This is a genomic window from Micromonospora sp. PRAS1 (assembly GCF_059553435.1).
Genome location: NZ_JCANNB010000004.1, coordinates 111,266 through 131,886, shown reverse-complemented (window position 1 = coordinate 131,886; position 20,621 = coordinate 111,266). Strand labels below are relative to the sequence as shown.

At 72.9% G+C, this 20,621-nt stretch carries 24 protein-coding genes and 1 tRNA gene; 19 read left to right on the top strand and 6 right to left on the bottom strand.

Going from position 1 to position 20,621, the window contains the following annotated elements; genetic code table 11:
• Positions 1–42: 42 nt before the first annotated feature.
• From AC507J_RS05860 to AC507J_RS05825, 8 genes are all read left to right on the top strand, one after another.
• Complete coding sequence (locus AC507J_RS05860) at positions 43–741, top strand: DUF6758 family protein (RefSeq protein ID WP_496288023.1); 699 nt, start codon at positions 43–45, stop codon at positions 739–741.
• Positions 742–857: 116 nt separating this feature from the next.
• On the top strand, positions 858–1,016 hold the full coding sequence (locus AC507J_RS05855) for a hypothetical protein (protein ID WP_007455302.1): 159 nt from the start codon (positions 858–860) through the stop codon (positions 1,014–1,016).
• A gap of 6 nt (positions 1,017–1,022) precedes the next feature.
• Positions 1,023–1,895 carry a PH domain-containing protein gene (locus AC507J_RS05850; protein ID WP_496288022.1) on the top strand — a complete coding sequence of 291 codons (873 nt, stop codon included), beginning with the start codon at positions 1,023–1,025 and terminating at the stop codon, positions 1,893–1,895.
• 105 nt (positions 1,896–2,000) lie between these two features.
• Positions 2,001–2,804 (top strand): SigE family RNA polymerase sigma factor, encoded by an 804-nt coding sequence (locus tag AC507J_RS05845; RefSeq protein ID WP_496288021.1) that lies wholly within the window; start codon positions 2,001–2,003, stop codon positions 2,802–2,804.
• A gap of 50 nt (positions 2,805–2,854) precedes the next feature.
• Positions 2,855–4,066 carry a hypothetical protein gene (locus tag AC507J_RS05840; protein ID WP_496288020.1) on the top strand — a complete coding sequence of 404 codons (1,212 nt, stop codon included), beginning with the start codon at positions 2,855–2,857 and terminating at the stop codon, positions 4,064–4,066.
• Between the two features lie 27 nt (positions 4,067–4,093).
• Positions 4,094–4,954 carry a PHP domain-containing protein gene (locus tag AC507J_RS05835; RefSeq protein WP_496288019.1) on the top strand — a complete coding sequence of 287 codons (861 nt, stop codon included), beginning with the start codon at positions 4,094–4,096 and terminating at the stop codon, positions 4,952–4,954.
• A 41-nt stretch (positions 4,955–4,995) separates the two neighbouring features.
• Positions 4,996–5,610 carry a MarC family protein gene (locus tag AC507J_RS05830; RefSeq protein ID WP_496288018.1) on the top strand — a complete coding sequence of 205 codons (615 nt, stop codon included), beginning with the start codon at positions 4,996–4,998 and terminating at the stop codon, positions 5,608–5,610.
• 44 nt (positions 5,611–5,654) lie between these two features.
• Complete coding sequence (locus tag AC507J_RS05825) at positions 5,655–6,575, top strand: RecB family exonuclease (RefSeq protein ID WP_496288017.1); 921 nt, start codon at positions 5,655–5,657, stop codon at positions 6,573–6,575.
• A 108-nt stretch (positions 6,576–6,683) separates the two neighbouring features.
• Here the strand turns inward: AC507J_RS05825 and AC507J_RS05820 are convergent, their stop codons facing one another.
• A complete protein-coding gene (locus tag AC507J_RS05820) occupies positions 6,684–7,541 on the bottom strand; it encodes an oxygenase MpaB family protein (protein WP_496288016.1) in 858 nt (285 codons plus the stop codon).
• 30 nt (positions 7,542–7,571) lie between these two features.
• Positions 7,572–8,000, bottom strand: a complete 429-nt coding sequence (locus AC507J_RS05815; protein WP_496288015.1) for a Fur family transcriptional regulator — start codon at positions 7,998–8,000, stop codon at positions 7,572–7,574.
• 197 nt (positions 8,001–8,197) lie between these two features.
• Between AC507J_RS05815 and AC507J_RS05810 the strand changes: the two genes are divergently transcribed.
• Positions 8,198–8,683 carry a DUF2231 domain-containing protein gene (locus AC507J_RS05810; protein WP_496288014.1) on the top strand — a complete coding sequence of 162 codons (486 nt, stop codon included), beginning with the start codon at positions 8,198–8,200 and terminating at the stop codon, positions 8,681–8,683.
• Between the two features lie 10 nt (positions 8,684–8,693).
• Here AC507J_RS05810 and AC507J_RS05805 read toward each other — a convergent pair whose 3' ends face one another.
• A complete protein-coding gene (locus tag AC507J_RS05805) occupies positions 8,694–9,062 on the bottom strand; it encodes a hypothetical protein (protein WP_496288013.1) in 369 nt (122 codons plus the stop codon).
• Positions 9,063–9,130: 68 nt separating this feature from the next.
• Between AC507J_RS05805 and AC507J_RS05800 the strand changes: the two genes are divergently transcribed.
• The gene (locus AC507J_RS05800; protein WP_496288012.1) at positions 9,131–9,343 is read left to right on the top strand and encodes a hypothetical protein; all 213 of its coding nucleotides are present in this window, start codon (positions 9,131–9,133) and stop codon (positions 9,341–9,343) included.
• Positions 9,344–9,373: 30 nt separating this feature from the next.
• Entirely contained in the window at positions 9,374–9,562 is a 189-nt protein-coding gene (locus tag AC507J_RS05795) for a hypothetical protein (RefSeq protein WP_496288174.1), read from the top strand.
• A gap of 216 nt (positions 9,563–9,778) precedes the next feature.
• On the opposite strand, the gene AC507J_RS05790 is transcribed toward AC507J_RS05795, so the two are convergent.
• Entirely contained in the window at positions 9,779–10,414 is a 636-nt protein-coding gene (locus AC507J_RS05790; RefSeq protein ID WP_496288168.1) for a 5-formyltetrahydrofolate cyclo-ligase, read from the bottom strand.
• A 110-nt stretch (positions 10,415–10,524) separates the two neighbouring features.
• Here AC507J_RS05790 and AC507J_RS05785 point away from each other — a divergent pair, with 110 nt between their 5' ends.
• The 6 genes from AC507J_RS05785 to AC507J_RS05760 all read left to right on the top strand — a co-directional run bounded on the left by AC507J_RS05785 (position 10,525) and on the right by AC507J_RS05760 (position 16,818).
• A complete protein-coding gene (locus tag AC507J_RS05785; protein ID WP_496288011.1) occupies positions 10,525–12,669 on the top strand; it encodes a diguanylate cyclase in 2,145 nt (714 codons plus the stop codon).
• A gap of 9 nt (positions 12,670–12,678) precedes the next feature.
• On the top strand, positions 12,679–13,632 hold the full coding sequence (locus AC507J_RS05780) for a UTP--glucose-1-phosphate uridylyltransferase (RefSeq protein ID WP_496288010.1): 954 nt from the start codon (positions 12,679–12,681) through the stop codon (positions 13,630–13,632).
• Positions 13,629–14,939: a molybdopterin molybdotransferase MoeA gene (locus tag AC507J_RS05775; protein WP_496288009.1), complete on the top strand. Its 1,311-nt coding sequence runs from the start codon at positions 13,629–13,631 to the stop codon at positions 14,937–14,939. Before AC507J_RS05780 ends, AC507J_RS05775 begins: the two co-directional genes overlap by 4 nt.
• Before the next feature lie 30 nt (positions 14,940–14,969).
• On the top strand, positions 14,970–15,611 hold the full coding sequence (locus AC507J_RS05770) for a GNAT family N-acetyltransferase (protein ID WP_496288008.1): 642 nt from the start codon (positions 14,970–14,972) through the stop codon (positions 15,609–15,611).
• A gap of 178 nt (positions 15,612–15,789) precedes the next feature.
• Entirely contained in the window at positions 15,790–16,581 is a 792-nt protein-coding gene (gene sepX, locus AC507J_RS05765) for a divisome protein SepX/GlpR (RefSeq protein WP_496288007.1), read from the top strand.
• Positions 16,582–16,744: 163 nt separating this feature from the next.
• Positions 16,745–16,818 (top strand) — tRNA-Ala (locus AC507J_RS05760).
• A 185-nt stretch (positions 16,819–17,003) separates the two neighbouring features.
• Here AC507J_RS05760 and AC507J_RS05755 read toward each other — a convergent pair.
• Positions 17,004–17,699 carry a proteasome protein gene (locus AC507J_RS05755; protein WP_496288006.1) on the bottom strand — a complete coding sequence of 232 codons (696 nt, stop codon included), beginning with the start codon at positions 17,697–17,699 and terminating at the stop codon, positions 17,004–17,006.
• A 181-nt stretch (positions 17,700–17,880) separates the two neighbouring features.
• Here AC507J_RS05755 and AC507J_RS05750 point away from each other — a divergent pair, with 181 nt between their 5' ends.
• Together AC507J_RS05750 and AC507J_RS05745 are read left to right on the top strand one after the other, a co-directional pair.
• Entirely contained in the window at positions 17,881–18,861 is a 981-nt protein-coding gene (locus AC507J_RS05750) for a DUF2804 domain-containing protein (protein WP_496288005.1), read from the top strand.
• 118 nt (positions 18,862–18,979) lie between these two features.
• On the top strand, positions 18,980–19,723 hold the full coding sequence (locus AC507J_RS05745) for an SDR family NAD(P)-dependent oxidoreductase (protein ID WP_496288004.1): 744 nt from the start codon (positions 18,980–18,982) through the stop codon (positions 19,721–19,723).
• Positions 19,724–19,736: 13 nt separating this feature from the next.
• Here the strand turns inward: AC507J_RS05745 and AC507J_RS05740 are convergent, their stop codons facing one another.
• Positions 19,737–20,600, bottom strand: coding sequence for a LysR family transcriptional regulator (locus AC507J_RS05740; protein ID WP_496288167.1), 864 nt, complete (start codon positions 20,598–20,600; stop codon positions 19,737–19,739).
• Positions 20,601–20,621: the final 21 nt, after the last annotated feature.

Here is a 20,621-nt window from a genome sequence, read left to right as displayed (position 1 = left end):
GTCGCTCCGCTTGACGGTTCGCCGCTGCGGGGTGACGGTGGTGTGGTGAGTGTTGCGGTGAGTTGCCCCAGATGCGGTGGATCCGTGCGGCCACCGGATCTGATGCACGCCGAGTCCCGCTGCCTGGACTGCGGGCCGGTCGCACCGCTGCACGTACCGGAACACATCGGAGCCGAGATCGTGGCCAGCGTCGTCGAGCGCATCCAGGCGCAGGGCGAGTCCGCGCGGCCGACGGTGCCGCTCTGGTGCCCCTGGCCGTTGCCGCCCGGCTGGACCACGACCGGCGTGGCGTGGGCGGGCGACGACCGGCTCGGGGTACGCGCCACCGCGGTCGCCTGCGCCGGTCCCGCGCCGCTCGGTGAGGGCCCCGCCGACCTGGTCTTCGTGGCCGAGGAGCCGGGAGTGGGGCTGGGCGCACGGTACGCGGGCGTACCCGGCCCGGACGCGGGACCGGAGCTGGCCGAGGCGTTGACCGAGCCCGGCCCGGGGCATCCCGGTCATGTCGGGCGGGCGGCGATCCGGGCGGCCGGTCACCCCACTCCACTGTGGCTCGTGAATTCCCGGACAGATCGAAGCGCGTACGCCGGCGAGGCTCGGGGATTGTGGCTGTATGCGATAGCCTGGCCGGCGAGTGCGGGACATCTGCTCGCCGAGGACGTGCTGCTGCACGACCTGGTCGAGTGGACGCCATCCGAGCTCGTGTACGGCGCACCATCTCCGTACCTGCACGGGAAGGCTTGACAAGCCCCCCGGAATGTCGGAGAACGGACGCAGATATTCACGGTAAGACACCACGCTGATACTCTGGGTGCCGCTGCGGTAATGGGACCCGGCGCCGCGCGAGAGGATGGCCCGCCATGGTCAAGAAGGTCCTCACCTGGGCCGGAATCGCATTCTTGATCTTCTTCGTCGCCTACCGGCCAAATTCTGCCGCAGACGTGTTCAAGTCACTGGGCGGCGGGATCATGGACATCGCCCAGGGCTTCGGCGACTTCTTCACCAGCCTGGTCGCCTAGCTACCGATGGGAAGCCCCTCCGGTCCGCCGTTCGATCCCGACGACCCAGACCGGGCCCGCCGGGAGCGTGACACCGAGCCGATTCCCCGGATCGACCCCGACGACGATCCGTACGGTTCCGACCCCCGCCGTGCCGACGGCCCGATCTTCTCGGACGACGCCGGTTACGGCGACGGCCCGGGCTATGGTGGCGACACCCGGTCGGGACGCGCCTGGGTGCGCGACCCGGAGGCTGGCTACCAGCCGCCGCAGATCTCCGAAGAGGAGTTGGCGGGGCTCCGGGCCGATGCCAGTGGGATGACCCCGCGCCGGGTCCTGCCGCTGGAAGACGAGCCCAGCTCGCTGGTTGCCCGCTACCTCTTCCCGACCGAGCGCTACCGGGGTGAGTGGAAGCGGCACTGGATCCACCTCGCCACCCCGCTCATCGTCGGCATCGCCGCCACCTTCGTGCTCGGCTACCTCTCCGGCTTCCTCGCCGGGCAGGACGTCGGGGCCCTCACCACGATCGCGGTCCTGCTCTGGTTCGCGGTGATGGGCTGGGTGGCCTGGCGGGTCGCCGACTGGTGGTACGACCGCTTCATCCTGACCAACAAGCGGGTAATGGTGGTCAACGGGATCATCACCCGGCGGGTCGCGATGATGCCCCTGACCCGGGTCACCGACATGAAGTACGAGCAGTCGCCGGCCGGTCGCGCGCTCAACTACGGCACCTTCGTGCTGGAGTCCGCCGGCCAGGAGCAGGCGCTGCGCGAGGTGAAGAACCTGCCCAACCCCAACGAGCTCTACCTGCGTGTGGTCGAGGAGATGTACGAGCCGCAGGCGGTCGAGGCGCGGCTGGGCAAGGAGCAGGACGAGGCCAAGGCCGACGACGGCGCCTGAAGGTTTCCCACCGAACATCGGAGCTGTCGCGGAACCTTCCGCCCTCGACCCACCTTGTCCGGCCGTGGCAGGCTGCCTGGGCGGGACCAGGAACGGAGGTGGCGCGTGGCCGACAGCGACCCGCTGGAGGAGGAGTTCCGTGATTTCGTCACGGCCCGCTCCGGCGCGCTGCTGCGGAGCGCGTACCTGCTGACCGGGGACTGGGGCACCGCGGAGGACCTGCTCCAGACGGCGTTGACCAAGACGTACCTGGCCTGGAAGCGGCTCGGCGGGATCGAGGCGATCGAACCGTACGCCCGCCGGGTCATGGTCAACACCTCCACCAGTTGGTGGCGACGCCGCTGGCACGGCGAGCGCCCGACCGCGGTGATGCCCGAGCGGGCCGCCGCCGACGTGATCGAGCAGCAGCTCGACCGGGACGTACTCTGGCGGCACCTGCGCGCGCTGCCCGCCCGACAGCGCGCCGTGCTGGTGCTGCGCTTCTACGAGGACATGTCGGAGGCGCAGACCGCAGCGCTGCTCAACATCTCGCCGGGCACCGTCAAGAGCCAGACCTCCCGGGCGCTGGCCACCCTGCGCCGGCGGATCGGCACCGAGGAGGCGCTCGTGCTACCCGGCTCCGAGGTGCCGTCCGCCGCACCGCCCCCCGTCGCGAGACGGGCGGCGACCGGCCGGCCGGGTGTGCGGGCGGCGACCGGGCCGTCCGGCGCGCGGGCGATGACCAACCGTTCCGGTACCTCCTCGACCACCGGCCGGTCCGGGCAGCCAGCGCCGGTTCCGGCTGGTGATCTTTCCAGTGATCTTTCCAGCCGACCCGCGCCGACGCCATCCGCTACGCCACCACCCGATGGACCTCCGCTTCCGGTCGCCGCGCAGCCGCGGGGTGCGCTGGCCGGAGAGCGTCGGTGAGCGCTGGTTCCGGAGGCCGTGACAACCCGAGCGGACCTCCGGGTCGTTCCTTGAGCGTGGGGCAGGACGAACTGGAACAGGCCGTCCGGGAGGCGTTTTCCCGGCAGGCGGCGGCGTCGCGTACCCCCGCGAGCGATTCAGCCGCGGCGGTTATCCGGCGGGCGAACCGCATCCAACGTCGTCGCACCCTGGCCGGCACGGGGTTGGCCGCGGTCGCGGTCGTGCTCGCCACCGCCACGGCGATGCAACTCGGCGAAGGACAGCCGCCGGTCGGGGGCACCGTGGTGATCGGCGAACCGGACCTGGGGCCGGCGGTGACCTGGACCCCGACCAGCCCGCCGACGGGCCCCGACACCCAGACCCCGCTCGCCGACGTCGACCTGGTGCTGGACGGGACGATCGCCACCGCGCAGGGGCGGCGGATAACCCTCCTCGACACCGTCCGGGTCGAGCGGGCACACCGCCGGGCCGACGGTCGCGGTTGGCTGGCGGTCGGGCCGCCGAGCCTGGCCGGCCGCTTCCTGTGGTCGGTGGCCCCGGACGGCACCGTCCAAGCGCTGCTGGCCGGTGCCGACGAGATCGTGTTGGACGCCAAGGGTCAGCAGGTGGCCTGGAAGCAGGGCACGATGCTGGCCGCAGCCAAGGTCGTCAACGGCGAGTTGGTCGCCACCGTACGCGCGGAGGTGCCGGCCGAAGTCGTGCCGCTACGGTTCGTCGGCGGCGCGGTCCTGCTGCGGCTCGCACCCGACCGTCCCGGGCACGTGCTGTGGCGCCTGCAACCCGGCCCGCTCGACCCCGGCACCGACCGGGCCAGCCGCCGGATCTTCGGCACGCTGGCCGACGGCCGCATCATCGGCGAGATCACCGGCGGGGCGGCGGAGCGCAACTGCCTGACCTTGCTCGACCCGGTGGACCTCGCCCCGGTACGCCCGGACTGCGGTCCCGAGGTGAACGGCGACGGGCCCGGGGCGGTGTCCCCGGACGGGCGCTGGCTACTGGTCAGCGGGCGGTCCGGCGGGCAGGACCGGGCGATACTTGTCGACCTGCGCCGGCTCGACCGATCCGCCGAACCGGCGCCGGCAGGGCCGGCCGTGACCGGTGCGGTGGTCTGGAGCACGGCCAGCACCGCCTACTACACCGATGCCGCCGGACGCCTGATCCGCATCGACGTCGACCGGGTGACCGCCGGCCGCCCGGCTGATCCGGTCGACATCGGCGGCCTTCCCGCCGACGTTCGTCCGGTGGTGGTGAGCGCTGACTGACCCGCCGGTCCCCGGTAACCTCGGGCGATGATCGCCCGGATCGACCTGCACGCCCACTCCACCGCGAGCGACGGCACGCTCAGCCCGGCCGAGCTGGTCCGGGCCGCAGCCGAGGCTGGCCTGGACGTCGTGGCGATCACCGATCACGACACCACCGCCGGTTGGCAGCCGGCGCTGCGGGCGCTGCCGTCCGGGTTGCGGCTGGTACGCGGCGCCGAGCTGTCCTGTCGCTGGTTCGGCGAGCAGCCACCGCTGCCGCTGCACCTGCTGGCGTACCTCTTCGATCCGGATCATCCGGAGCTGGTGGCCGAGCTGGCCCGGGTGCGGGCCGCCCGCGCGGAACGGGGCGAGCGGATAGTTGCGCTGCTGCGGGCCGACGGCATCGACGTGAGCTGGCCGGAGATCCTGGCCGGCGCGGGCGGCGGGACGGTCGGCCGGCCGCACATCGCCCAGGCGCTGATCCGGGCCGGCCTGGTCGCCACCACCACCGAGGCGTTCGGACCGGACTGGCTGGGGGAACGGTACCGGCTGCACAAGGAGGACATCGACGTCTTCCAGGCCGTGCGGCTGGTCCGGGCGGCGGGCGGGGTGCCGGTGTTCGCTCATCCGAAGGCCAGTCGGCGTGGCCGGGTCGTCCCGGACGAGCTCTTCGCCGAGCTGGCGGCGGTCGGCCTGGTCGGGCTGGAGGCCGACCACGAGGACCACTCGCCCGCCGAGCGGGCCCAGGTACGCGGGCTCGCCGCCGAGCTGGGCCTGCTGGTGACCGGCTCGTCTGACTTCCACGGCACCCACAAGGCCGTCCGGCTGGGCGCCTTCACCACGGCTCCCGAGGCGTACGAGCGGATCGTCGCCGCCTCGTCCGGGGTGACCGAGGTTGCTTCGGGCTGACCTGCGATTCCGCCTCCGGCAGCCAGCGCTACGGTGACCGGGTGGATCTCAAGCTCTTCGGCGAGGTCTTCGTGACCCTGCTGGTCATCGTCGACCCGCCGGGCATGATGCCGATCTTCCTCGCGCTGACCGGGCCGCTGTCGGCGCGGGAGCGTAACCGGGCGGCCTGGCAGGCGGTCGCGCTGGCGCTCGGCGTCATTGTGATCTTCGCGGTCGCGGGGCAGACCCTGCTCGCCTACCTGCACGTCGACCTGCCTGCGTTGCAGGCGGCCGGCGGGCTGCTGCTCATCCTGGTCGCCCTGGAACTGCTGACCGGCAAGGCCGACGATCCGACCAAGCAGGCCACCTCGAACATCGCCCTGGTGCCGCTGGGCACACCGCTGCTGGCCGGGCCTGGCGCGATCGTCGCCACCATGCTCTTCGTCCAGCAGGCCGAGGCGGCGGCGGACTACATCGCCGTCGCCACCGCGATCGTCGCGGTGATGCTGACCGTCTGGATCGTGCTGCGGTTCTCCGGCGGGATCGTCAAGATCCTGCGCCCCGGCGGCATCGAGGTGCTCACCCGGATCGCGGGCCTGCTGCTGGCCGCGATCGCCGTGCAGCTGATCGCGGACGCGATCTTCGCCTTCGTGGCCGACTTTACCGGCACGAGCTGACCGGGCCGGCGGGAGTGTCGGGGGTGGATGGCAGGATCACAGGTGTGCGACGAGCCTCCCCGACCGGACGACCCGCCGGTGGTCGCGCGCCCCGGCCCCGCAACGCGCAGCCCGAGCAGCTCGGCTTCGAGGGCATGCCGGAGCGGCTCTTTGTCTGCACCCCGAGCAAACTTGGTGCGTACGCCGACTGTCCACGGCGCTACCGCTACTCCTACGTCGACCGTCCCGCCCCGCCGAAGGGGCCGCCCTGGGCGCACAACTCGCTGGGCGCCAGCGTGCACACCGCCCTGAAGAACTGGTATGCGCTGCCCGCCGATCGGCGTCGTCCCGAGGTGCTGCCCACCCTGCTCAAGGGCACCTGGGTACGCGACGGCTACCGCGACGACGAGCAGGAGCGCGACGTCTACCGGCGGGCACTGGGCTGGCTGGAGGCGTACGTCGACGGGCTCGATCCGACCGACGAGCCCGTCGGAGTGGAGCGGGTGGTGGCGGTGAAGACCGGCGTACTGGCGTTCAACGGCCGGGCCGACCGGATCGACTCCCGGGCCGGCGACGACGGCCCCGAGCTGGCCATCGTCGACTACAAGACCGGCCGGGCCGGGCTCGACGCCGACGACGCGCGCGGCTCACAGGCCCTGGCGCTCTACGCGTACGCGGCCGAGCGGGTGTTCCGCCGGCCCTGCCGTCGGGTCGAGCTGCACCACCTGCCCAGCGGCACGGTCGCGGCGCACGAGCACACCGCCGAGTCGCTGGCGCGGCAGGTGACCCGGGCCGAGGAGACCGCCCGCGACATCATGGCGGCCGAGCGGGCCGTCACCGACGGCACCGATCCCGATGACGCCTTCCCGACCACGCCCGGGCCGCGCTGCGCCTGGTGCGACTTCCGGCGCACCTGCCCGGCCGGTGCGGCAGCCCCGGAGAAGGAGCCGTGGGCCGCCGTGGACCGCCCTCCGGAGCAGCGCTGACCGGCCGGTCCAGAATCAGGGCCGGACGCCCGCCGGGCTTTCGGCCAGGCGGGCGACCCGGGTCACGGCGTAACGCCTGCCAGGTCCTCGGCTCGGCGGGCCACCGGATCACGGCGTAAGGCTGGCCAGGCGGGCGACCCGTTCCTTGGCCGCGCGCTGCATCGGGCCCTCCCGCCAGTCGCGCGGTAGCGCGGTGAGGGCGAGGCGCAGCGCGCGTACCGACACGTCGGCCGAGAGGGCGGTGGTGGGCAGGCCGAGTCCGCCGTACAGTCGCCGGGCCCAGGCCGGCAGCAGCGCGAGCGCGGTGCCGGCGACGCCCAGGTAGGCCCAGCGGGGTGGCCCGAGGTTGAGCCCGAGCCGGGCGGGGAGGCTGAGCCGCCAGGGCAGCGGTGGCGCGGTCAGGAACAGGGCGGTCTCGGCGGCTTCCCGGGTCATCCGTAGCTGGGGCCGGACGCGCCGGTAGTACTCGGCCACCTCGGTGGCCGTGCCGGGAACCGTCTCCGGGTCCAGCCCGACCAGGGCGGCGGATCGGCGTTGCTCGGTGTAATACCGGTCCACCTCGGCCGCGTCCAGCGGTACGCCAGCCCGGCGCGCGGTGTCGAGGAACGACTCCACCTCGGCGACGTGCACCCAGCGCAGCAGGTCCGGCTCGTCCACCCGGAACCGCTCGCCGGTGACCGGGTCGTCCGCCGTCATCCTGGCGTGCAACCGGCGGAGTCGCCGCCCCGCCTCCTCCGCCTCGGCGGTGGTGCCGAAGATCGTGGTACCCACATAGTCCGCGGTACGGATCAGCCGCCCCCAGGCGTCCCGGCGGTAGTTGCTGTTCTGCGCCACCCCGGCCATCGCCTTCGGGTGCAGCGCCTGGAGATAGAGCGACCGCAGGCCGGCGACGAACAGGATCGGCTCGGCGTGCAGCTTCCAGGTGACCGAATCGGGACCGAACAGGCCGACGTCAGGGGCATCCACCAACCAAGCGTGCCACGCCTGGCCGGGCGGTCACTCGTCAGCGTCGCGACGGGCCTGACAGTCGGGACAGAGCCCCCAGAAGGTCACTTCCGCCTCGTCGATCTGGAAACCCTGGGCAGGTCCCGGGTCGAGGCACGGCGCGCTGCCGACCGCGCAGTCGACGTCGGCGATCTCGCCGCAGCTGCGACACACCACGTGGTGATGGTTGTCGCCGACCCGGGCCTCGTAACGAGCGGGACTGCCGGCCGGCTCGATCCGGCGGGACAGGCCGGCCCGGGACAGCGCGCCCAGCACGTCGTAGACCGCCTGGGTGGAGACGGAGTCGAGGCGCTCGCGTACCCGTCGGGTGATCTCGTCGACCTCCAGATGGCCGCCGCCGGCCAGGACTTCGAGCACGGCGAGGCGCGGCCGGGTGACCCGCAGCCCTCGCGACCGGAGCAGCTCCGCACCCCTGGACATGCATCAATGACAGCACGGCCCTCGGAACCCGACAACCGGACGTCCGGGCCGTGCCGGACCGGCCCGGCTGGACCCGGCCGGCACCGGATCGGCTGAACCGGGGCGATCGATCCCGCGTGTGCAACAGAAGGGTCCTGGGCGAGGACACGACGCCGCCGTACCCTGACTTTCCACGATCACCTACCGCCGGAGGTCCGATGTTCGAGAAGGTGCTGGGTCTGCCCGCGCACGTGCTGGTCGTACACGCGGTCGTGGTCTTCGTTCCGCTGCTGGTGCTGCTCGCCGTCGCGTACATCGCGCTGCCCCGGTTCCGGTCCCGGCTGGACTGGGCGGTGGCCATCCTGGCGGTGGTCGCGCCGGTCACCGCCTGGGTCGCCGAGGAGTCCGGGGAGGCGCTTGAGGAGCGGCAGATCGCGCGGGGCTTCTCCGGCGAGATCCTGGAGAAGATCAACGAACATGCCGAGTACGGCGGACTGCTGTTTCGGTACACGCTGGGGCTCGCCCTGGCGGTCATCGCGCTGCTCGTGGTGACCAGCCGTCACCCCCGGGTGGCCAAGCTGCCGCGCTGGGTGCCACCGGTGCTGTCGGTCGTGGTGGTGGCGCTGGGTGTGGTCGCCGTCATCTACGTCTGGCTGACCGGTCATTCGGGTGCCGAGATGGTCTGGGGCAACACCTTCGACTAGCGCCGACGGCTCAGCGCAGGGCCCGGGTGCAGAGTAGGCAGACCAGCAGGAACAGGACGGCGGCGGCGACCGCCCCCACCGTCCAGGTCACCCGCTGGGCCCGCTGCTCCTGGGCGTCCAGGGCGGCCATGTCCTGGGCCGGTAACTGCCGGGGCGGGTACGGCCGCAGGTGCACCTCGGGCCGCCAGCCGGCCGGTGGCGCGATGGTGGGCGGTGGCCCGCCGTAGCCGGGTGGCCCGGCGACCGGTGGCATCGACGGTTGCCCGGTGCCGCCGGTCTCGGCGGGGCGGTCCATCGGCTGGCCGGGCGGTGACCCGGCGCCGGGTTCGGGCCGGCGCCACTGGTCGTCGGGGGCCGGGCCGGATCGGGGGGTCGTCACGCCCTCCGACGCTACCAACCGTCGGGCCGCCCGTCGGCCGGGCCGCGCCGCAGCGGGCTGCGTTACCCTTGCCGCTCGTGAGTACCCGGGATCCCGGCAGGCGGGGCGACAGTACCCGGGATCCCGGCAGGCGGGGCGACGACGACCGCACGGTCGACCTGAGCGACGACAGGGTGGTGCTGCCCGAGCAGACCGCCGACGACACCGACCGGGGTTGGGGCGAGTCGGTGGGCGGCAACGACGAGCGGCTGCTCGCCGAGCGCCCACCACACTGGGACTGACCCGCCCGCTTCCCTGCCTAGGTGGTGGCGGTGGCCGGTGACTTGCTCGCGCCGCCGCCGGAGGAGCCGGTCGACGAGCCGCTGGCGGAGCCGGACGACGGGGTGCTCGACGAGGAGGTCGAGGTCGTCGAGCTGGACGACGAGTCGGACTTCTCGGACTTGCTGCTGGCCCCGTTCGACGAGGTGTCCGAGCCTGAGCTGCGGGAGTCGGTGCGGTAGAAGCCGGAGCCCTTGAAGACGATGCCGACGGAGTTGAACAGCTTTCGCAGCCGCCCCTCGCATGCCGGGCAGTCGGTCAGCGGCTCGTCAGAGAAGGACTGCACCGCCTCGAGCTGGTGACCGCACGCGGTGCAGGCGTACTGGTACGTGGGCACGTTCTCCTCCGGATCTGGCACGGCCGGTTGGCACTCGACGTATTCGAGTGCCAATGGTGCGTCATCGGCCCCCGGTTCGTCCAGCGGAAGTGTGGGGCACGACACCCGGGGGTGTCGGCAGCGCGTACCGGCCGGCGGGGGTGATCACCGCGCGCACCGGCCGGTCGTGCGGTTCGGCGGGCAGCGCGTCGAGCAGTTCGCCGTCGTACAACGGCACCACCGGGTAGGCGGTGGCGGGCAACCGGGCCAGGGCGCGGTCGTACGAGCCACCGCCCCGACCGAGACGTACGCCCAGACGATCCACCGCCAGGGCGGGCACGACGACCAGTTCGGCGGTGGCGATGGCGGCCACCCCGAGCCGGGGCGTGGCTGGTTCGCGGATGCCCCGACCGGCGGCGACCATCGCCTCCGGACCGGCCCAGGCGGCCCAGTCCAGGTCCAGATCGTCCCGGAGGACCGGCAGGATCAACTCCGCCCCGGCGGGCAGCGCCCCGGCGAGCACCGCCGGCAGGTCCGGTCCGCCGGGCTCGGTGCCGACCGGCGCGTACGCGGCCATCCGGTTCGGCCGCAGGTGGCGTACCAGGGCTACCAGTTCGGCCTGCACCCGTGCCGCCGCGTCCCGGCGGGCGGCCTCGGACAGGGCCCGGCGGCGGGCGAGCAGGGTGACGCGCCAGTTCCGCTTCGCCTCATCTGTCACTTCCGCGTCCTGCGCAAATTCCGGCACGCAACACTCCTCACGCAACGCCTGTATCGCGGTCGCTCTGTGTCAGCATCGCAAGCGACGGTCGCAACTTCCGGGGGGAAGTGTTGACGCTACGCGGGCGGTTGACCGCAGCCTTCCTGGCTGTGGCGTTCGGCCCGGTGCTGGTCGGTGCCGCCTTCGTCGCCTCAACCGTGGCGGCGGTCGACCGCAGCCGCGCCACCGAGCGGCTGGCGGTGGCCGCCACCGCCGTGCATACCTCGATAGACGCACTCTGCCAGCAACTGCGCGCCGCGGCGGACGCGGTCGCCCTCACCGCCGACCACGCCGGGGTGGCCGCCCAGGTGGTCGACCGGGGCCTTGCGGCCGCCGTGCAGGTCACCGACGCGACCGGTCGGGTCAGCTACGCCACCCCGAACGCCCCGCCGGCACCCTGGCGGGACTGCGCCGCCCCGACGCCGCCCGGTGGCCCCGCCGGGGCGCTGGTGGCCCGGGTGGAGCTGCGCGACACCGCCGGCGCGGCGCTGGGCACGGTCGCCGCCGCGCAGCCGGTCGACCCGGCGCTGGTAGCGCGGCTGGCGGCGGTGACCGGGGTCGCGGTGACGCTGCTCGACGGCGCCGCCCCACCGATGCAGGTGGCCCACACCACCGAGTCCGCCGGTGGCCGGGACGCCGTGCTCGCCGCCGCCGCGTCACTGCACGACGATCGCGTCACCAGCACCACCGACGGCCGCTACCTGCGCCGGGCCGGCCCGACCGCCGGGCAGCCGCTGCCGCTGGTGCTCTCGGTGCCCAGCGACCAGCCGCCCGGCCTGTACGCGGTACTTGTCGCTGTGGTGCTGGCGGCCGCCCTGCTGGGTGTGGCCGTGGCCTGGCGGCTGGCCCGGGTGAGCACCCGGCCGCTGGTGGAGCTGACCGGCGCGGTGGAGCGGGTGGTCGCCGGTGACCTGACCGCCCGGATTCCGGTCCGCGGTGGTGACGAGATCGGCCGGCTGGCCGATGCCGTCAACCGGCTGACCCGCGAGACCGGCGGCTACCTGGCGGCGCTGGCCAGCAGCCGGGACCAGTTGCGCGGGCAGCTCGCCGTGCTCGGCGACACCCTGGCCAGCACCCACGATCTACAACGGATCCTGCGGGTGATCCTGCACAGCGCGCTGGCAGCGACGGGTGCCCGGGCCGGCGCGGTGCTGCTCACCGGGCCGGGCGACGGGCTCGTCGCCCGGTGCACCGAAGGATTCGAGGGATGGCGGCCCGGTGCCGAGCCGCCCCGGGTGCCGCTGGCCAGCGGCGCGATCGGTGCCGTCGCGGTGACCGGGCAGCCCTGCCGGGGCCGGTTGCCGACCGACGCCGGCCCGCCCGGCGAGCCGCGTTGCCGCACGTACGTCGCGGTGCCGCTGGCCGGGCCCGGGGTGGCGGGGGAGACCCGACCCACCGAGGTACCCGCCAACGGCGCCGGTGTCCCGTCCGCCACAACCGGCACCGGTACTCCGGCGACGCTTGGCGTACTCGCCCTCTACGACCGGCTCGGCGGGGACGAGTTCGACGACGACGACCTGGCCACCCTGCGCACCTTCGCCGCGCACGCGGCAGTGGCGGTGCACAACGTACGCGTTCACGAGGAGACCCAGCGGCTGTCGCTCACCGACCCGCTGACCGGGTTGTGGAACTACCGCTACCTGCGCGAATCGCTGCGCCGGGAGGTGGAACGGGCCAACCGGTTCGGGCGGATGGTGAGCGTCCTCGCGCTCGACCTTGACCGCTTCAAGCAGGTGAACGACACGTACGGCCACGCGGCCGGAGACCACGTGCTTGTCGAGTTCGCCCGCCGGGTACGCGGCGAGGTCCGGGAGGTGGATCTCGCCTTCCGGCAGGGTGGGGAGGAGTTCGTGGTGCTGTTGCCGGAGACCGACGCCCGAGGTGCGGCGATCGTCGCCGAGCGGCTCGGCGCGGCGATCCGCATCACCCCGGTCGCCGTGGTGGGACACGCCGGGGTCCGGGAGTCGATCCCGGTCACGGTCTCCATCGGCATCGCCGTCTATCCCGATCATGCCGATACCGGACCGGGGGTGCTGGAGGCGGCGGACGAAGCGCTCTACGCGGCCAAGGCGGCCGGCCGGGACACCTGGCGGGCGGCAACCACCCGTCCGGGCGCCGAACCGGCCGGTGCGGGCGCTGCCGGCACCGGCAGAACCGGTCAGGCGGGCGGCGCGTCTTCCGGTCCTCACCCGCCGAGTTACCGCCATGGCCGATAGTCTCGCGACATGTCGGAGCACTCAGCGAACCCCTCAGCGGCCGCCGCCACCGGCCGCCCCCGAGCCGTCAAGGCCGTCATTCCGGCCGCGGGCCTGGCGACCCGGTTCCTGCCGGCCACCAAGGCGGTTCCCAAGGAACTGCTGCCGGTCGTCGACCGGCCGGTGTTGCAGTACATCGTCGAGGAGGCCGCCCAGGCCGGCATCGGCGACGTGCTGCTGATCACCGGTCGGGGCAAGACCTCGATGGTCGACCATTTCGACCGCCGCCCCGACCTGGAGGAGCGCCTCGCCGAAAAGCCCGACCTGCTCGCCGCCGTCAAGCGGACCGAGGAGATCGCCGCCATCTACACCTGCCGGCAGCCGGAGCAGCTCGGCCTCGGCCATGCGGTCGGGTACGCCGAGTCGCACGTCGGTGATCAGCCCTTCGCGGTGCTGCTCGGCGACGAGTTCGTCAAGCTCACCGAGCCGCTGCTGCCGGCCATGCTGGAACTCCAGGCCCGTACGGGCGGCGTGGTGCTCGCCTTCTTCGAGGTCGATCCGGCCGAAACCAAGCGGTACGGCATCGCCTCGGTCGAGCCCGCCGAGTCCGAGCTGACCGACATCGGCGAGGTCGTGAAGGTGACCGGCATGGTCGAGAAGCCGAAGCCCGAGGATGCACCGAGCAACCTCGCCGTGCTCGGCCGCTACGTGCTGCCCGGCAAGATCTTCGACGCCATCCGCCGGACCCCGCCGGGCAGCGGTGGGGAGATCCAGCTGACCGACGCGATGGAACTGCTGCGTACCGAGGGCACACCGGTGCACGCGATCGTCTACCGGGGAACCCGCTACGACACCGGGATGCCGCTGGGTTACCTCCAGACCGTGGTCCAGATCGCCGCCGAACGCGAGGACCTGGGCAGCGAGTTCCGCAAGTGGCTGGCCGACTTCGTCAACTCCGACGCGTCGGGCGGTCCGAATACATGACCGCGCCGGCCGACGCCGAGGCGGCCGAAAACGGGTTGACGCGGCTCGCCGACTACCTGGGCAGCGTGCTGCGCAGGTTACGCGCGCTGCCTCCGCTCGACCTCGACCTCACCCAGGCGTACGGCAACGTCCTCGCCGAGGACGTCGTCGCGCCGCACGCCTTCCCGGCCTTCGACCAGGCGGCCGTCGACGGGTACGCCGCGCGCTGGGAGGACATCGCGGGCGGGGCCCGGGGCGCCGGATACGTCCCGGCCCAGTCCGGCGGGCCGGGACGTACGGTACGGCTCAACGTGGTCGGTGATCTCGGCGCGGCCAGTTGGCGGCCGGTCCGGCTCACCCCGGGCTCGTGTTTCTCGGTCGCCGCCGGTGCGCCACTGCCGATCACCGCCGACGTGGTGGTGCCGGTGGAATGGACCGACCAGGGCATGGCCGCGGTGGAGATCTTCCGCGCCCCGAAGCGGGGGTACGGGGTACGCCGGGCCGGCGAGGAGGTGGCCGCCGGTGCCGTGCTCGCCCGCTCCGGCTCGTACGTCTCACCGGCCCTGGTGGCGCTGCTGGCCGCCACCGGGATCGGGCACGTGGTGGTCCGTCCCAGTCCACGGGTGGTCATCGTGGCCACCGGTGACGAACTGGTCGACGTGGGCCGGGGCAGCCAGCCTGGCCAGGTGGTGGACGCCAACTCGCACGCGTTGACCGCTGCGGCGGCGGAGGCGGGCGCGTTGGCGTACCGGGTGGGCATCTGTGACGACGACCCGGAGGGGCTGCGCGGGCTGCTGGAGGACCAGACCCTGCGCGCCGACCTGATCATCACGACCGGCGGGACCGGCACCGGGCCGGGTGACATGGTCCGGCGCATCCTGTCCCGCCGGGAGGGCGGCCGGGTCGGCCCGGTCACCTTCACCGACGTGGCGCTCTACCCGGGCACCGCGCTCGGCTTCGGCACCGTCGGCGCGGAGGAGGTGCCGGTGGTCTGCCTGCCCGGTGACCCGGGCGCCGCGATGATCGGCTTCGAGGTGCTGGCCCGCCCGGCGATCAACCTGCTGGCCGGCGCCGAGCCGGTGTTCCGTCCCAGCGTGCGGGCGCACCTGCTGGAGACCGTCTCGTCGCCGGCCGGGCTGCGGGAGTTCCGGCCCGCCCACGTCGCCGAACGGCGTGGCGGGGGATACACTGTCCAACCGCTCAACGGCGGCCCGTTCACCCTCTCCGGCCTGGCAGAGGCGAACGGCCTTCTCGTTCTTGGTGAGCGGGTGACCGCAGCCGCCGCCGGCTCCACCGTGGACGTGCTCCTGCTGGACCGCCGACGGTAATCGCCGCTGACGCTCGGGTTTGGAGGATCGGTGCGGTTCAGACGGGCACCCGGCTGGCCGGTGGTGCTCGCCGACGGCCCGGTACTGCTGCGGCCGTACCGGCGTTCGGACGCGGCACCCTGGTCGGAGGTGCGCCGCGCCAACCGCGACTGGCTGGCCCCCTGGGAGTCGTCGCTGGCCGGTGACTGGGCCGAACTGAACTCCCCGGCCACCTTCCGCTGGGTCTACCGCGACCAGCGGCGCTCGGCGCGTACCGGCGAGGGGATGCCGTTCGCGGTCTGCCTCTACGAAGACGGCGCAGAGCGGTTCGTCGGCCACCTCAACGTGGGCAACATCGTCCGCCGGGCCTTCTGCTCCGGCTACGTCGGCTACTGGGTGGACCGCCGGGTCGCCGGCCGTGGCGTGATCCCCACCGCGCTGGCGCTCGCCGTCGACCACGCCTTCGGCCCCGGTGGCCTGCACCGGGTGGAGGTGAACATCAGGCCGGAGAACCGGCCGTCCCGCCGGGTGGTGGAGAAGCTGGGCTTCCGCGAGGAGGCGTACCACGCGCGCTACATGCACATCGACGGTGCCTGGCGCGATCACATCGGGTACGCGATGACCAGTGAGGAAGTCGCCGCCGAGGGCGGCCTGCTGGCCCGCTGGCATCGGCTGCGTGCCGCTACCTGGTGAGCGGTCCCACGTCCGGGATCGGCGCGGCGTAGTTGTTCCGAGGGCGGTGACCCGTAACCTCAGGTAACTGCAAGCTGCGGCAAGTGCTGCCCGAACTGCACGATTCACGCCGCCGACGCCGGTCGGTGGAAGATCCTGCGGCCGGGCGGCGGTTGCTCCGAATTCGGTGACGGGAGGGGTGAGGGTGCCGACCTCGGTGCTCCTCGCCGTCCTCGCCGCCGCCGGTCTGCTCGCCCTCGCTCCGGCGTTGGTCCGCCGGTACGACGCCGCCGAGCGGCTGGTGGCGGAGCGGGCGCAGTCGACGGCGCGGGTGATCGAGCGCCGCCGGCGACGTCGCACTGTCCCGGGCCGGCGCCCGGTCAACGCCCCCCGCACCCTGGTGGTCACCCTCAGCGAGGATGCCGGCTCGGGCGGGCTCGCCGCCCCGGTCTCCGGCCCGCCCGCCCCGCGCCGCTCCGGTCGGTCGAGCCGACTGCGCTCCGTGCCGCCGAACGGCGGCCGATCCCGCCGCCGCCCGGACCGGCGTCGCCAGCACACCCCCGCCGTCTACCGCCGTCGCCGGGTGCTCGCCGCGCTGGTCCTGCTCAACGCCGTCGAGCTGGTCGGCGTGGTGGTGGTCGGCCCCGGCTTCTGGATCAGTTTCGCGGTCACCGCCACCCTCCTGATCGTGTACGTCGCCCACCTGCGCGCCCGCGCGGTCGCCGAGCGCCGCCGACGCCGCGCCCGCGCCCGCGAGGCCGCCTGGCTGGCCGCCCGCCAGGCGGAGGTACGCCGCGAACAGGCCCGCCGCGCCGCCGCCCGCCGCGAGGCCCAACGTCGCCTGGCCGCCCAGCGGGAGGCTGTCCGGCGTACCGCCATGGGCCTGGACCGCCCCGCCGACCTCCCGGCGGCCGCCAACGGCGGCTCCGTCTCCTACCGCCGCACCGGCGGCCTCCGCGGCCGCCCCTACGAAGCCGGCCGCGGCATGTAGGGGTATGCGCGTGCGCACCGTAAAGCGTCGGTATCAAGAGTTGTGTGGATCTTGTCGGCGCCCGTGGGCGGGGCGGTTCGCGGCCGGGACGGTGGACCTGTTAGCCTTGTCGCCGGCCCGCCCGGTGACAGCCGGGTGGGACCGACGCCGGTTCGCTGGCGGAGGGGCTGTGGCGCAGACCGGTAGCGCACCTCGTTCGCATCGAGGGGGTCAGGGGTTCAAATCCCCTCAGCTCCACCCAGTTCAAAGGCCGTTTCCCGTGGTGGGAGACGGCCTTTTTCGAACTTGTACCGCAGCGACCCACCCGGAGAGCGCGTACGCCCAGGTCGGCTCGTCGGAGTAGGCGTCCGTGTCGGGCGGCCAGCGCCCAGGCGATCAACGCGAAGCTGACACTCCAGTTGACCCCGACGGGTACGCCGGCGTCAGTCGAACAGCCGGTCGAGCGCTTCCTGTTCGAGGTCGCGCCAGCGCTGGGAGTCCTTCAGCGCCTTGGCGATCTCCTTCTCGTCGAGGTGGTGGGCGCCCTCCTCGCGGATGCACGCGACGCTGAACGGGCCGCCGACCGACGGCGAGGTCCGCTCCAGCGCCTCCAGCACCCGCACCACGCCCACCACGCCGTACTCGACGGTACGCGTGGTCATCCGGAAGTGGGACAACAGCGCGCCGGCCTGCTGGGCCATGGGCGCGCCGGAGCCGATGGCGTGGAAGCCCACGTCCTCGTAGCGGCCGATGAGCCCGTTGGGGTTGATCTCCACGATCCACGGACCGCCCTGGCTGTAGCCGGCCACGAGCAGGTACGCCGACACCCCGCCGCCGCCGTCCTCGCCGGGCACGTCCGGGATGTAGTTCTGGTAGTGCTTCTTGAAGACGGGCAGGACGCGCTCCTGCAACTCGTCGCCGATGTCGGGTGCTTCGAGGATGGCGGTGGCCGAGTCCTGGAGGAGGGGGCGCAGGTCGTTGAGTACTCCCCGCGCGCCGCTGCCGCCCCAGGCGGCGCAGGCGCCCAGCGGGTGCAGCTTCTGGGCGGGGAAGCTCAGACCGCGGTCGCTCTCGGTGATCTGGGAGTCCGCGCCGATCACCACCCCGTCGCTGCAGACAATGGCGAGTACGACGGTCATGGGGTCCTCCTGGGCAGGGGTGAGGGGTCGGGCGCGAGGTACCCGGCATCCCGCCTGCCTACACCCCGACAGCCTCCGACGGCAGCTAGGCCAACCGGGCGCCCACGTGGATGGCGATCGCGTCGTGCGCCAGCACCTACGATGACGAGCCGCCCGGCGAGGAGTGGATAGTCTCGCGGTCGTGACGCACGAGAAGGAGATCACTGAGCCGATCGACCTGTGCCTGGCCAACGGGCGGCTGCGTCCCGCCGCAGTGGGTTGGAGCCGCCGTCCCGTACACCGGGCGAACCTGCGCGGCTGGGGCCGTAACAAGCGCTGGGAATACTGGGGAATCGTCACCCCGAACCACATCGTCGGCCTGGTCGCCTCGTCGCTGGACTACGCCGGGGTGCACAGCCTCTACGTGCTCGACCGTACGACGAAGGTCGAGACCGACCGGAGCGTGGTGGTTCCACTTGCCCGGGGCGCCAGCTTCCCACCGGTCAGCGGGGTGGGTGCCGTGCGGGCCCGCGGCGGCGGCATCGTGATCGACATCGACCAGGCGGCGGCGGGGACCACGATCCGTGCCACCGCCCCGGACATCGAGGTCGATCTGGTGGTGCCGCTGCCGCCCGGGCACGAGTCGCTGAGCGTGGTGGTGCCCTGGAGCGCCCGCCGGTTCCAGTACACGGTCAAGGACGTCGGTCGCCCGGTGCACGGCCACCTGCGGGTCAACGGGGACGAACACGCGATCGCCGAGGCCGACTCCTTCGCCGTCCTCGACCACGGGCGCGGCCGGTGGCCGTACGCGATCCGCTGGAACTGGGCCGCCGGAAGCGGCCCGGGCCGGGCCATCCAGCTCGGCGGGCGGTGGACCGACCGCACCGGCTCGACCGAGAACGGACTCTTCGTCGACGGTCGGCTGCACAAGATCGGCGATGAGCTGCGCTGGGAGTACGACCGCACCGACTGGCTGCGACCGTGGCGGATCGACGGTGAACGGGTGGCCGTGCGGTTCCATCCCTTTCACGAAAAGGTCGCCCGGACCAATCTCGGTGTGCTCGCCAACGAGACGCACCAGTGCTTCGGGCACTTCACCGGTTGGGCGACGACCGACGACGGCGAGCGGATCGACCTGGACGGGCTGGTCGGCTGGGCCGAGGAGGCGCGGAACCGCTGGTAGCGCGGGTAGGCCGGGCGAGGGCGGTTCGGCCACGTAACCGAGCACCTGGGATCAGAACCGGTCCAGGTCGCGGCGACCCGCATGATCCATGTCCTGAGTCGACTGTCAGGATTGCGGTATGACGGTTCAGTTCGCCGACCGGGTTGCGCTGGTCACGGGGGGAAGCCGCGGTATCGGTGCCGCCGTGGCGCGACGGCTGGCCGAGGACGGCATCCATGTCGCGTTCACCTACCGCGCCGCCGAGGCGAACGCGAAGGCGGTGCTTGCCGACATCGAGGCGTACGGCCGTACCGGCCTGTCGATCAGCGCGGACAGTGCGGATCCGGCGGCGGTGGTCGGTGCCGTCGAGCGGACGGTGGCCGAGTTGGGGCGGCTGGACATCCTGGTGAACAACGCCGGGGTGTTCGCGGGCGGGCCGATCGAGTCGGTGAGCTTCGAAGAACTCGACCGGGCCGTCGCGGTGAACGTACGCGGGGTGTACCTGGCCACCCAGGCGGCGGTACGCCACATGGGTGCGGGTGGGCGGATCGTCAACATCGGCAGCAGCTTCGCCAGCCGGGTTCCGGCGCCCGGGGTGAGCGCGTACGCCATGACCAAGAGCGCGGTAAACGGGCTGACCCGGGCACTTGCCCGCGAACTCGGTCCGCGCGGGATCACCGTCAACCTGATCCTGCCCGGCTCGACCGACACCGACATGAACCCGGCGGACAGCGGTGGTGCCGACGCGCAGCGGTCGCACATCGCCCTCGGCCGGTACGCGTCACCGGCCGACGTGGCTGCCACGGTCAGTCACCTGGTGGGGGACGGCGGGCGGCATATCAGCGGTGCGTCGATCGCCGTGGACGGCGGCGCGACGGCCTGAACGGTCGGTTCGTTCAGCTTGCCCCGGCGGGCTCCTGGCGCAGCTGGGTTGCGGTGCGGACGAGCCCGGCGACGCTCCGGGAGCGGCTGTGCGTGGGCCAGGCGAGCACGGTGGTGACGTGCGGTGCGTCGGTCAGGGGGACGGCGGCGTGCGCGTTCCACAGCCACGATCGGGACGAGGCGCAGAGGACGGCCATGGTGCGTCCGAGGGCGATCAGCTGAGCCAGTTGCGACTGGTCGTGGATCTCGGGTCCGGGGCCGGGCTCGTAGCTGCCGTCCTGCCGGGGCCAGCGGGCGACCGGAAGCTCCGGTACGTCACCGATGTCGGCCATGGTCAGCGACGTACGCGCGGCGAGGGGATGCCCGGCGGGCAGGATGGCGACCTGTTGTTCGGTGAGCAGGTCCTCGGTGTCGAGGCCGGCAAGGTCGTCGAAGGGCCGCTGCATGAGGGCGGCGTCGGCGCGGCCGTCACGCAGCATCCGCGCCTGTTCTCCCATGCCGCAGAGCACCACGTCGACCTCGACCGCGCCGGGTTCGGCGGCGTGGGCGTCGAGCAGCTTCCGCAACAGCTCGTGATTGGCACCGGCCTTCGTCGCCAGCGTCAGGTGGTTCGGGGCGGAGGCCGCGCGGCGGGTACGGCGGGCGGCTGCGGTGGTCGCGTCGAGGATGGTGCGGGCCTCGTCGAGCAGCACCTGGCCCGCACCGGTGAGGGTGACGCCTCGGCGGTTGCGTTCGAGCAGGGTGACGCCGAGGCGCCGTTCGAGCTGCTGAATCGCCCGGGACAGGGGCGGCTGGGCGATGCCGAGGCGTTCGGCCGCCCGGCTGAAGTGCAGTTCCTCGGCGACCGTGACGAAGTACCTGAGTTCGCGGGTCTCCAGCGTGTCCATGACAGCGACGAT

What these genes read in the sequence shown, in the direction of transcription:
- AC507J_RS05850 (WP_496288022.1), top strand. Translation starts at nt 1,023, where the DNA reads ATGGGAAGCCCCTCCGGTCCGCCGTTCGATCCCGACGACCCAGACCGG.
- AC507J_RS05855 (WP_007455302.1), top strand. Translation starts at nt 858, where the DNA reads ATGGTCAAGAAGGTCCTCACCTGGGCCGGAATCGCATTCTTGATCTTC.
- AC507J_RS05745 (WP_496288004.1), top strand. Translation starts at nt 18,980, where the DNA reads ATGACGGTTCAGTTCGCCGACCGGGTTGCGCTGGTCACGGGGGGAAGC.
- AC507J_RS05835 (WP_496288019.1), top strand. Translation starts at nt 4,094, where the DNA reads ATGATCGCCCGGATCGACCTGCACGCCCACTCCACCGCGAGCGACGGC.
- AC507J_RS05810 (WP_496288014.1), top strand. Translation starts at nt 8,198, where the DNA reads ATGTTCGAGAAGGTGCTGGGTCTGCCCGCGCACGTGCTGGTCGTACAC.
- AC507J_RS05775 (WP_496288009.1), top strand. Translation starts at nt 13,629, where the DNA reads ATGACCGCGCCGGCCGACGCCGAGGCGGCCGAAAACGGGTTGACGCGG.
- AC507J_RS05815 (WP_496288015.1), bottom strand. Translation starts at nt 8,000, where the DNA reads ATGTCCAGGGGTGCGGAGCTGCTCCGGTCGCGAGGGCTGCGGGTCACC.
- AC507J_RS05780 (WP_496288010.1), top strand. Translation starts at nt 12,679, where the DNA reads ATGTCGGAGCACTCAGCGAACCCCTCAGCGGCCGCCGCCACCGGCCGC.
- AC507J_RS05755 (WP_496288006.1), bottom strand. Translation starts at nt 17,699, where the DNA reads ATGACCGTCGTACTCGCCATTGTCTGCAGCGACGGGGTGGTGATCGGC.